At 59.3% G+C, this 11,488-nt stretch carries 10 protein-coding genes and 2 pseudogenes; 10 read left to right on the top strand and 2 right to left on the bottom strand.

Annotated elements, in window-relative coordinates:
• Window positions 1-195: 195 nt before the first annotated feature.
• The 8 genes from PH547_RS33070 (at window position 196) to PH547_RS33035 (ending at window position 8,320) form a co-directional block, all read left to right on the top strand.
• Window positions 196-2,598 (top strand): FdhF/YdeP family oxidoreductase, encoded by a 2,403-nt coding sequence (locus PH547_RS33070; protein WP_285170444.1) that lies wholly within the window; start codon window positions 196-198, stop codon window positions 2,596-2,598.
• Window positions 2,599-2,624: 26 nt separating this feature from the next.
• Entirely contained in the window at window positions 2,625-3,230 is a 606-nt protein-coding gene (locus PH547_RS33065; protein WP_285170443.1) for a c-type cytochrome, read from the top strand.
• Window positions 3,227-4,225, top strand: a complete 999-nt coding sequence (gene coxB, locus PH547_RS33060) for a cytochrome c oxidase subunit II (RefSeq protein WP_285170442.1) — start codon at window positions 3,227-3,229, stop codon at window positions 4,223-4,225. Before PH547_RS33065 ends, coxB begins: the two co-directional genes overlap by 4 nt.
• The gene (gene ctaD / locus PH547_RS33055; RefSeq protein ID WP_285170441.1) at window positions 4,222-6,135 is read left to right on the top strand and encodes a cytochrome c oxidase subunit I; all 1,914 of its coding nucleotides are present in this window, start codon (window positions 4,222-4,224) and stop codon (window positions 6,133-6,135) included. Before coxB ends, ctaD begins: the two co-directional genes overlap by 4 nt.
• The gene (locus PH547_RS33050) at window positions 6,132-6,734 is read left to right on the top strand and encodes a cytochrome c oxidase subunit 3 (RefSeq protein WP_285170440.1); all 603 of its coding nucleotides are present in this window, start codon (window positions 6,132-6,134) and stop codon (window positions 6,732-6,734) included. The genes ctaD and PH547_RS33050 overlap by 4 nt, the downstream gene beginning before the upstream one ends.
• Entirely contained in the window at window positions 6,731-7,042 is a 312-nt protein-coding gene (locus tag PH547_RS33045; protein ID WP_285170439.1) for a hypothetical protein, read from the top strand. Before PH547_RS33050 ends, PH547_RS33045 begins: the two co-directional genes overlap by 4 nt.
• A complete protein-coding gene (locus tag PH547_RS33040; RefSeq protein ID WP_483315600.1) occupies window positions 7,030-7,926 on the top strand; it encodes a cytochrome c oxidase assembly protein in 897 nt (298 codons plus the stop codon). The genes PH547_RS33045 and PH547_RS33040 overlap by 13 nt, the downstream gene beginning before the upstream one ends.
• 64 nt (window positions 7,927-7,990) lie before the next feature.
• Entirely contained in the window at window positions 7,991-8,320 is a 330-nt protein-coding gene (locus PH547_RS33035) for a c-type cytochrome (protein ID WP_483315599.1), read from the top strand.
• Window positions 8,321-8,325: 5 nt separating this feature from the next.
• Here the strand turns inward: PH547_RS33035 and PH547_RS33030 are convergent, their stop codons facing one another.
• Entirely contained in the window at window positions 8,326-9,231 is a 906-nt protein-coding gene (locus PH547_RS33030) for a c-type cytochrome (RefSeq protein WP_285170437.1), read from the bottom strand.
• A gap of 320 nt (window positions 9,232-9,551) precedes the next feature.
• Here PH547_RS33030 and PH547_RS33025 point away from each other — a divergent pair.
• Window positions 9,552-10,072 (top strand): annotated as a pseudogene (locus tag PH547_RS33025) (NUDIX hydrolase).
• Window positions 10,073-10,236: 164 nt separating this feature from the next.
• On the opposite strand, the pseudogene PH547_RS33020 reads toward PH547_RS33025, so the two are convergent.
• Window positions 10,237-10,656 (bottom strand): annotated as a pseudogene (locus PH547_RS33020) (transposase); the annotation flags it as partial.
• 464 nt (window positions 10,657-11,120) lie between these two features.
• On the opposite strand from PH547_RS33020, the gene PH547_RS33015 reads away from it, so the two are divergent.
• The coding region (locus PH547_RS33015; RefSeq protein WP_285170160.1) for a divalent metal cation transporter at window positions 11,121-11,488 on the top strand (368 nt) is incomplete at its 3' end.

Below are 11,488 nucleotides of genomic sequence, written 5' to 3'. Positions count from 1 at the left end.
GATGAGCGTAGCACAGCCGCCGAAGCGCCGGTTTTTCACTGTCGCGGCCTACATCGAGAGACCCACCGGCAAGCCTTACATGCTCATCGATCTCTAGCGGCGGTCTCGGCTGAGGCCATTGCCATCGGCTGTCATCGCCGACAGGGAACAGAAGAGCTTGTCGTTGGTTCTTTGTGGGAATTAAGGATCTTCATCATGGCTACGCAACCGAGAAACGAACCACGGATAACATCCGGCAAACCTGCAGCAGGCGGATGGGGTTCAGCAAAGTCGGTGAGTAGGATCCTTCTTCGGGAGCATATCCCGATATCAGGCCCATCCCTGTTGGCGCATCAGAACAAGCCCGACGGTTACATGTGCGTCAGTTGCGCGTGGGGCAAGCCTGCCAAGCCCCATCCGTTGGAGTTCTGCGAAAACGGCGCCAAGGCCACCAGTTGGGAAGTCACACACCGAAGGGCCGATCGCGCCTTTTTCGCAGCCCATACGCTCGGCGAGCTGGAAACCTGGCCCGATCATGATCTCGAAGAGCAGGGACGATTGACGCATCCCATGCGTTGGGACGCTGAAAAGGATAAATATATACCCGTCATCTGGCAGGACGCTTTCGAAGAGATCGGCCGCGAATTGAGGGCGATATCCCCGGACAAGGTCGATTTCTATACGTCCGGTCGCGCATCGCTCGAAACCTCGTACATGTACCAATTGTTCGCCCGCATGTTCGGCAGCAACCATCTGCCGGATTCGTCGAACATGTGCCATGAAGGCTCGTCCGCAGCACTGCCGGAAAGCATCGGCGCATCCATCGGCACGGCCATTCTGTCCGATTTCCAGAATTGCGACTGCATCTTCTACCTTGGACAGAACGTTGGCACGTCCTCGCCGAGAATGCTTCACGACCTGCAAGATGCCGTCAACAGAGGCGCCAAGATCGTCACCTTCAATCCACTTCGCGAGCCTGGATTGGAGCGCTTCGTCAATCCCCAGATGCCCGGTCAGATGCTCACGGGCAAGGAAACGCTGATCTCGTCGGAATATTATCAAGTCAGGAATGGCGGTGATATCGCGGCACTTTTCGGCGTCTGCAAGGCACTGATCGAGGCCGACGATGCGCTCAAGGCATCCGGGACCAGCAAGGTTACGGGAATCGATGCGATCCCGGATGATCCTTCCGACGCGGGAACGGTAGCCTTTGCCGCAGCGATGGCCGCCGCCGACAAGAAACATGTCCTCGATCACGATTTCATCCAGCAGCATACCGCGGGTTTCGAGGAATTTGCTGCTGCTGCGCGAAACCACGATTGGGCCGAATTGGAACGTGTCTCCGGCCTGACGCGAGCGCAGATGCGGCAGGCTGCTTCGACATATGCCAACTCGAATGCAGTTTTGCTGGTCTATGGCATGGGTCTTACGCAGCATCTCATGGGCGTTCAGAATGTGCAGATGGTCGTCAATCTTGCGCTTCTGCGCGGAAACATCGGCAAGCCAGGCGCCAATATCTGCGCGGTGCGCGGCCATTCGAATGTTCAGGGTCAGCGCACGGTCGGCATCACCGAAAAGCCGGGCCTCGTGCCATTGGACAAGCTGGCCGCGCTTTACCAGTTCGAGCCGCCGGAGTGGATCGGCCACACCACGGTCGAGGCTTGCAAAGCGATCCTGAATGGCGAGGCTCGGGCGTTTATCGGTCTCGGCGGAAATTTTCTGCGAGCTATCCCGGAAACTGCCGCGATGGAGAGTGCGTGGCGGAACCTCCGCCTGACCGTCCAGATCGCCACCAAGCTCAATCGTAGCCATGTCATTCACGGCAAAATCGCCTATGTCCTGCCATGTCTCGGTCGCATCGAGATCGACGAGCAGGCGAGCGGACCGCAGGCCGTCTCGGTGGAAAGCTCGGTCGCGCATTTTCATGGTTCGCGCGGAAGAGCCCGGCCGGCCAGTCCGGAACTGCTTTCGGAACCGGCGATCATCGCCGGCATGGCAAAAGCGACGCTGACCAAGGGGGTCGTACCATGGGACCGCTGGGTTGACGACTATTCGACGATCCGCGACGCGATCGAGCAAACCTATCCGGAGACGTTCAAGGATTTCAACAAGCGCATGTTCCATCCAGGCGGGATTCCAAGACCGCTGCCGGCGCGGGAGCGCAAGTGGGTCACCTGCAACGGCAAGGCCAATTTCATCACGCCCGACCGCCTGTTTCCGGAGTTTGCTCTCCACGCGCAGGGTGATGATGTCCTTCATCTCGCCACCTTGCGTTCCAACGACCAGTTCAACACGACGATTTATGGCTTTAGCGACCGCTATCGCGGCGTCGAGGGAACGAGGCGGGTTGTCTTCGTCAATAAAGCCGACATAACGCGCCTCGGTTTCCGCAACGGCGAAGCCGTCGATCTGGTGACGGCGATCGATGAAGAGACGGAGCGCAGGGTTTCGGGCTTCACTATCGTTGCCTATGAGATTCCGGAAGGATGTTGCGGCGCCTACTATCCCGAAGCCAATCCGCTGTTTCCATTGGATCATCATGACGCCAAGTCGAAGACTCCGTCCTATAAGCTGTTGCCGGTGCGCCTTATGCGTTCCGGTGCCGTGCCCGCGAATTGAAGCCTGCACAGGTTGGAACATCGAACATGGCGTGGGTGGTCAGCAGAGAATTCCTTGATCGCGCGTTCCTGATCGCTGCTTTTCTGGTGGCCCTCGGCGCGGCCGCCTTGATCGGCGATACGCGCGAAGCACGGCAATATCGAACGGATCCCCCGGTAGGGGCCGCGCTGGATGAGCTGCGCCTGATGCCGAACGGCATCAGCGGCACTCCCCCTGAAATCTACTTCGCCCTCGGCAAGCCTTACGAGACAACCGCTTATGACCTCAGCCAGGGTAAACGCCTTTATTCCTGGTTCGGCTGCGGGACGTGCCACGGAGACGGGCGCGGCGCGGCCGGTCCCTCTTTCCTCGACGGATGGTGGCTCTATGGCCCGGAGATGGTGTCGATCGCAGCCTCCATCCGCAACGGCAGACCTCACGGAATGCCGGCCTTTCGCGATAAGATGACGATCGATGAGATCTGGCAGCTCGCCGGCTATATCCACACGATTGGAGCATACAAGGCACAGACCACCGCGCCGAGCCGAAACGACGACAAACATACGCGCCCGGCGGAAAATCGCGCGCCGGCGGCAATCCTGTTCGAAGAAGGTCCTGCCGGGATGAACGCCGCGCAGGGGCCGTCACCTTGAAACCGGGTGTTGCCGTTTTCGTGCTTTCGGCGGCAATCCTGATTGCAGGATGTAACGGCGCGCAGTCGGCCTTGAATGCCGAGGGTGCCGCGGCCGTTCAGCTTAAGCACTTGATCATCGCGATCGTGATCGTCTGCTCCGCGGTGTGGGCGCTGGTCATGATCGTTCTGATCCTGGCATTGTTGCGATCGAGGACGCAGCGGCAAAGTCCAAGCGCCGCGAGCGAGCGGCGGATGGGAACGTTGGTGACCGCAGCGGTTGCAGCAACCGTGCTCATCATCGCCGGCCTGACGATCGCGAGCTTCTATGCAACCCGCGGTCTCGGCATGGCTGAGGATGCCGGCGTCACGATCAAAGTGCGCGGCCAGCAATGGTGGTGGCAATTCATCTACGACGATGCCGATCCGGCCAAGACGTTCCAGACGGCCAATGAGATGCATATTCCCGTCGGCGTAGATATTCGCATTGAGCTCGAAAGCACTGATGTCATGCATTCCTTCTGGGTACCGAGCCTCGCCGGCAAGCGCGACCTCATTCCCGGCCGACAGAACACCATAATTATTCGAGCGGATCGTCCAGGCGTCTATCGCGGTCAATGCGCGGAGTTCTGCGGACTTCAGCACAGTCACATGGCGCTGTTTGTCATTGCCGAGGACGTGGCCGATTATCAGCGCTGGGCTGCCGCACAGCGCGGCAACAGCGCATCACCGACGGATCCGGAAGCGATTGCCGGCAAGGCCCTCTTCATGCGCAAGCCCTGCGCCTTCTGTCATACCATCCGCGGTACCGACGCATCGGGAACGACGGGGCCGGACTTGACCCATCTCGGCAGTCGGCAAACGATTGCGGCGGGCCTGCTGGACAATACACGCGGCTCGCTCGCCGCATGGATCGCCGATCCTCAGACGCTGAAACCCGGAAACAACATGCCGATGGTTCTCCTCTCGAGCGACGAACTGCGGCAGCTTTCCGCCTATATGGAAAGCCTCAGATGACGAAGGACGCCAAATCAGCTGTACCGACGGATTTGATGTTCGACGATGACGAGCTCGAACGACGGCTGGCACAAACCTGGATGACGGGGGCCGGCGTCTGGGGCGCCCTCACGACAGTCGATCACAAGATCATCGGCCGCCGCTACATCACGACCGCATTCGTATTTCTCGCCATGGGCGGTCTCCTGGCGCTCGCGATGCGGCTGCAACTGGCGCAGCCGGAAGCGCGTTTTATCGGCCCGGATCGCTACAACCAGATTTTCACGATGCATGGCGCGAACATGATGTTCCTATTTGCGGTGCCAGTCATGGAAGCCATGGCGGTCTATCTGGTGCCGCTCATGGTTGGCACCCGCAATATTGCCTTTCCGCGCTTGAACGCCTTTTCCTATTGGATGTTTCTGGCCGGCGGATTGCTATTATGGACCTCGTTTGCTCTGGATACCGCGCCCGACGTCGGATGGTTTGCCTACGTGCCCTTATCCGGGCCGCAATATGGCGTCGGCAAGCGCGCCGACCTTTGGGCGCAGATGATCACTTTCACGGAAGTTTCGGCATTGGCCGTTGCGGTGGAACTTGTCGTCACCGTCTTCAAGCAGCGGGCGCCCGGCATGGCGCTGGACCGCATCCCGCTGTTCGTCTGGTCGATGGTCGTCACAGCCTTCCTCGTCATCATGGCTATGCCGGCGATCATGCTCGCCAGCTCATCGCTCATCCTGGACCGTCTGGTCGAAACGCAGTTTTTCAATCCCGCTGAGGGCGGTGACGTACTGCTATGGCAGCATCTGTTCTGGTTCTTCGGGCATCCGGAAGTCTACATCATCTTCCTGCCGGCCGTCGGCATGGTATCGACGATAACAGCGACTTTTTCGCGCCGCCCCGTGTTCGGGTATCTTCCGTTGGTGATGGCGCTGATCGCTACCGGGATTCTGGCATTTGGCCTTTGGGTGCATCACATGTTCGTCGTCGGGCTGCCGCGGCTCGGCGAGAGCTTCTTCACCGCCTCCAGCATGGCGATCGCCATCCCCGCCGGGGTGCAGATATTTTGCTGGCTTGCGACGCTGTGGGGCGGGCAACCCGTGTTGAAAACGCCGATGCTGTTCGTCCTCGGTTTCATCGTTACCTTCGTCATCGGCGGACTGACCGGCGTCATGGTCGCCTCCGTGCCGTTCGATACCCAGGTGCATGACACCTATTTCGTCGTCGCGCATTTCCATTACGTCCTGGTCGGCGGCGCCCTCTTCCCCTTGCTCGGCGCCATTTATTATTGGTTCCCCAAGATGACCGGCCGGATGATGAGCGAGACGCTCGGCCGCTGGGCCTTCGGGCTGCTTTTCGCCGGCTTCAACCTAACCTTCTTCCCAATGCATATTCTGGGCCTCGAGGGCATGCCGCGGCGCATCTACACCTATCAGCCGGAAATGCCTTGGGCCGGCATGAATATGTTCGTCAGCCTGAGCGCCGTCGTCCTCGCGCTGGGGTTCCTCGTCTTTTTCATCGACGTCATCCGCAGCGCTCGATCAGGTCCGATCGCCGGCGAGAATCCGTGGGGCGCGTCGACGCTCGAATGGGCGACGCCATCGCCGCCGCCTTGCTTCAACTTCCGCCGCATTCCGGTGGTCGGCGATCGCGACCCGTTGTGGACGCAGCCTGACGAGCTTGCGGTTGCGGCCGGGCTGCGCACCGATCGCCGTGAATTGATCATCAGCAGCGTTGTTGAGGCACAGCCGGAAGCCAACGAGTCCTCGCCGCGAAATTCGATCTGGCCGCTATGGGCGGCTCTTGCCACCACGGTGATGCTGATTTGGTCGATCTTCTCGCCATGGGCTGTCGTATGGGGATCAATTCCCATCGGCATCACGTTAATCGGTTGGTTCTGGCCCAAACAGACGCCGGAGGACGAATCGTGAAGGAACGCATCGTACTCGACGTTTCAAAGTTGCCGCCCCATGGTATGGGCACGGCGAGCCCGACCTGGTGGGGAACCTGCGCCTTCATGCTCATTGAAGGTTCCGGCTTCGCTTTGGCCATCGCAGTCTATTTCTATCTGATGAGCATCGCGCCGCAATGGCCAATCAATGCGCCGGCGCCCGGCCTCATCCCCGGAACGGCGCTGACGGTCATCTTGTTGGCGAGTGTCGTGCCGAATGTCCTCTTGTCCCGCTGGGCGCGGCAAAGAGATCTGCGCAAGGTGCGGATCGGGCTCGTCATTATGTCGGTGCTCGGGGCAATACCACTGATCTTGCGCGCTTTCGAATTCACCGTCCTCCATGTGCGCTGGGATGACAATGCCTACGGCTCGATCATATGGACACTGCTGGGCCTTCATTCGACCCACATCATTACAGACCTCATCGATACACTGGTGCTGGCCTGCCTGATGTTTACGAGGCATGCCGACAACCCGCGCCGCTTCGGCGACGTCGAGGATAATGCGATGTACTGGAACTTTGTCGTGGTGGCTTGGATTCCCCTATATACATGCATCTACTGGGTGCCACGCCTATGATGACCGCAGCGGCAAAATACGGCGGATTGATCTTTGCTCCCCTTGTTTGGGCGATCAACACCCAGCTCGGCCAAATCCTCCCCTATGTCGATTGCAGCCGTCGCATGCACTGGTCGCTTGTCGCATCTTCCGTGGCCATCCTTCTTGCGGTGGCGAGTTCGTTAGCACCGCAGATCGGTTCGAAGCCGGAGGAGGCGCGAACGGGGCTGTTCATCCGCCATCTCAGCGTCTTGGTAGGGCTCGTCTTCGCCTTCGCGCTTGTTCTGCAAGGGGGAGCCGCATGGCTCTTGAACGCATGCGAACACTAGGCGCTTTGATGTTTCTGCTGATGATGGCGCGGCAGGCGGCAGCGCACGGCGCGGAAGCGCATTTGTTTCATTCGATCTGGACAATCGATCCGTGGATCGGAACGCCGTTAGCGATCATCGCTTTTCTTTATGGCCGGGGTTCCTGGAAATTGTGGCGGCGCACCGGAAGGAGCCGGCCCGTTATGGCGAAACGCGCCATTTGCTATTGGGCAGGCTGGCTGACGCTTGCGGGCGCACTGCTGTCGCCGCTGCACTGGCTCGGAGAGCAAGTTTTCACTTTTCACATGATCGAGCACGAAATCATCATGGCGGTCTCCGCTCCGATGATTGTCATCGCGCGGCCTGCGGGTTTGTTCCTATGGGGCATGCCGGAACGACTGAGGCGCTGGACGGGCAGGGCCATGCGGCGAGGCACGGTGCGATCAGTCTGGCGCTGGCTGAGCGGCGGAACCAATGCCACTCTGCTGCATGCCGTCGCCATATGGGCTTGGCACGCGCCGGCCCTTTTCGATGCCGCCGTCGACGACGTCGCACTGCATCGTCTGCAGCATCTGAGCTTCTTCGCCAGTGCCGTGCTGTTCTGGTGGTCGGTCTTCTGGTGCAGCAATCATGGCGTCGCTGCGTGGCATCTTTTCCTGACCATGCTGCACACGGGCGCGCTCGGCGCCCTGATGGCGCTGGCCCCCCGCGTTCTTTACGTCGAGCAGACGCATGCCGCGGCAACATGGGGACTCACGCCGCTGGAGGACCAGCAGCTCGCCGGCATGGTTATGTGGATTCCCGCCGGGACGATTTATGCCGGGGCGGCACTCGTATTGGCTGCGCTATGGATTGCCAACGCCGGCAGGGGAGTGGACCATGTTCAGCGCATCCGTCCTTTATAGAAATCGCAGCGTCTGGCTGGGCGCAGCAGCCATTGCATTGCTCTGCGCTCTGATCGGCACGAACATGGTAAAGAACTCGCAGCAGCGGCTACAGGCGGCGCGCCTGCTCACCCAGGGCGGCGATCCTTCCCGCGCACCGCCGATCTTTCGTCGATATGGCTGCACCGGATGTCACCAAATCCCCGGAATCGCGGGTGCGGACGGACAAGTGGGCGGCGCTTTGTCTGGGCTTCAAACGCGGGTGTATATCGCCGGCGTAGTCAACAATACCGGCGACAACCTCGTTCATTGGATTGTATCGCCGCAGACCTTCTCTCCCAATTCGGCGATGCCGAAAACGGGGATTTCGGAAGCGGAGGCGCGCGATCTTGCCGCCTATCTCTACATTCACTAATTCGTTCAAGGATGGGGCGTGGGACGAGCCGGCAGTGACTTGATGTAGCGTGCAATGGCGTCGCGATCGCTCTGCGGCAACATTGCCGTATTGGTCGCGACCTCGGCCATGGACGAGCCGACGCGGCCGTGGTCCGGCGTGTTGCCGCTCTTCAACAATTCCGCGATATCGGCTTCGGACCAATGTCCGATCCGGCTTGGTGTAATGTTGGGAATAAAGCCCGTGCCCTCGGGATCGGTGCCGCCGGCAAACCGGGTTTCGGGCTTGATGGCACCGAAAAAATTGCGTGACGAATGGCATTCCGCGCAGTGGCCTATGGTCTCGACCAGGTAGCCGCCCCGAGACAGGACGGTATCGCCGCCGACCGATGCCTGCGTCTGCCCCTCATGGAAGAACAATAGCTTCCAGAAGCCCAAGACGCGGCGTATGCGGAACAGAAGAAACAGATCATGCGGGGGCGGATGGCCGGAAACCGGTGCCAACGTCTTCAGATAGGCCCGCAGATCCTTGATGTCCTCGAGCCGCATGCCGGTATAGCTCGGATAGGGAAACACCGGATAATAGTGCCGACGTTGCGGCGAAACCCCGCCGATCATGGCGTTGGCGAGATCAACCGTGCTCCATCTTCCGATGCCATCAACGGGGTCGGATGAGATATTGGGAGCGCGAAACGTGCCGAAGGGCGCTGCGAGCGCGATGCCACCGCCCAATCGCAGTCTGTCCTGCTGGCCCGGGGAGGCGTGACAGGACGCGCAGTCGCCGGCAGCAAAAATAAGCTGCCCCCGAGCCGGATCACCATTGCCTTCAAGGCGCGGATCATTTTGAGTGAAAGGTACGGTGGGTTCCGTCACGAACCAGATCGCAGTGGCCGTCAATGCTGCGGCCAGGCACAGCCAAACTAGAATGCGCATAGCCCTCTCGACCGACACGCCGGGCCTGAGTGAAGTCGCCTCCCATAGAACTGACGAAAGGGCCATTCGTTCCACTCTAAAGGCTGGCGGTAGCTCCTCCTTCCTATGGCAACAGAAGCTTCTGGGTGGCGAGATCGACGTCGAGCTATTTTGTCGTTGCCTGTTCTTCGCCCGCTTATCGGGAACAAACGCTGACTGCAGCGGTTTGATGTGGCTAGGTAGCCACACTTTGCCAAAGGTGCTGCATTGGTCAACTTGGTCAAAGGCTACTGGTTGTCGAAAAGCAACCGCGCGTTTTACTTAGGAATTTGGCGGGGCCCATGAACAAGTACGAACCCCATCTTGCACGTCTCGCAGCCTATGCGGAAATAATGATGAATGGCGAGATGGCTGAACAATTCGGCGCAATCTGTTCACGTCTCGGCGCCGACGGAACTATCGAAGTTCTTCTCATCACCACGCGCGAAACGCATCGTTGGACTATTCCTAAGGGATGGCCGATCAAAGGTTTGAAGCCGAACGAGGTTGCGGAGCGCGAGGCTTGGGAAGAGGCTGGTGTCAAAGGCAAGGCCGAGAAAAAACCCTTTGGTTACTACACCTATTTGAAGATCTTCGATTCGGAAAACGCCACCCCATCTATGGTCGAGGTTCATCTTCTACGAGTCCAGAAGCTATGTGCCAAATTTCCGAACGTAAAGAACGCACCACAGAATGGTTCTCGCCTTTGGAAGCTGCCAAAAGAGTGCAGGAGCCCGAATTGAAGGGCCTGCTGGTGCGCTTGATGCATTTTCCGATCGAAAACGTCGTGGCCGAAATGGGCAGGAGAAAAAGCCGTTCGTGATCCCAACCATCATTGTCCACGCCACGTGGCACACAAAATCAGAGCATCAACGGTCATGCGGCGTGGCAAAAGACTGGTGATTGAAGCCGTTCAAAATGTCTCGAATCCAGGATTAAAATGGCAATCTGATTCCGTAGCCGAGTATTTATAGCGGCCCTAAGCTTTCAGCCATATTCGCGGCAGTTTCCTTTCATTGCCAGAGCTGGGTCTCGATAGTCTTCCTGCTTTGTCAGCATGGCCCATATTGTCCGAGCCGTCTTGTCCGCCAATGCAATCGCCGCCAGCATGCGCGGCTTCTTCGCGAGCATCCGCGAAAGCCACGATCCTGTACTGGTGGGGAGCCTGCGGATGTCGGCCTGACCAGCCTTCGACACCCCGCCAAGCCTTTCTTTCTAACCAGAAGAGAACTATCATGGAACGCGGCCGAGCCAAGCGGCAAAGTCACGACCGCATCGGCAGCTCTGCATCGCCGGCGCGAAAGCTTCGACGGCCAACGCGGTCAAGGGGCCCGGCATGGTCTGGAGCCGGCGCGCAACTCCGCTCGCCGAGAAAGCGCCGCGAGCTTCCTGGCCTTTTCTTCGATCCGGTGGCATTCCTCGCGCTACGGCACGATCGTGGTCGATCTTGAGCGTCAATCGGTCGTCGATGTCTTGGATAACCGCAGCGCGTTGAGAGCGCAAAAGCATGGCTGCAGGAACACCCCACCATTCCAGCCGGGGACTAGTAAAGTCGGTAGCCTCGCCGCCAGGGTATCAAGCCCTCTATAGCCGGCGCGTTTAGCAAATACTGTTACATTGCTGCGCCAAGGCGCGGAATTGGCTTTACAAATGGACGTGGGCAACCGCAGGGTCACCGTTCATATCCTTTCAAGGCGCGCAAATGGCTGGATCTGGCACCAAACAGCGATTGAGAATGGTCGCCTTGAAGTTTTTGAAGTTGAATCATTTTTAGCTCTCCTGCCCCTCCGGAACAAACAGTCGACATCCGCGATTCATTCGCACCGAGAGCGGTGGAAACGCGCCGTATCAGGATGCGCTGGGAGATAGTGATGAGCGATGACCAATTGGACGACAGAAGTGCAGTCGTTGAACCTTCGAAACCGCGACTGTTGGAGATATTGGGGCCTGGCCTGGTCACCGGCGCCTCGGACGACGATCCGAGCGGGATCGCGACCTATTCTCAGGCGGGATCGCAATTCGGCTACATTGTGAGTTGGACGCTGATACTGACGTATCCGCTGATGGTCGCCGTGCAGATGATCAGTGCCCGCATCGGCCGGACCACAGGTCGGGGGTTGGCGGGCAGCATGGCCCAGTGTTATCCGCGCTGGGTCGGTGTGAGCGTCACCGTCCCGCTTCTGCTCGCGAATGTCATCAATCTCGGCGCCGATCTTGGAGCGATGGGAGACGCGGCTCA

It is taken from the genome of Rhizobium cerradonense (assembly GCF_030182455.1).
Classification (GTDB): Bacteria; Pseudomonadota; Alphaproteobacteria; order Rhizobiales; family Rhizobiaceae; genus Rhizobium.
The sequence above is the reverse complement of the archived record's forward strand: the minus strand, read 5'-3'. Positions and strand labels throughout refer to the sequence as shown.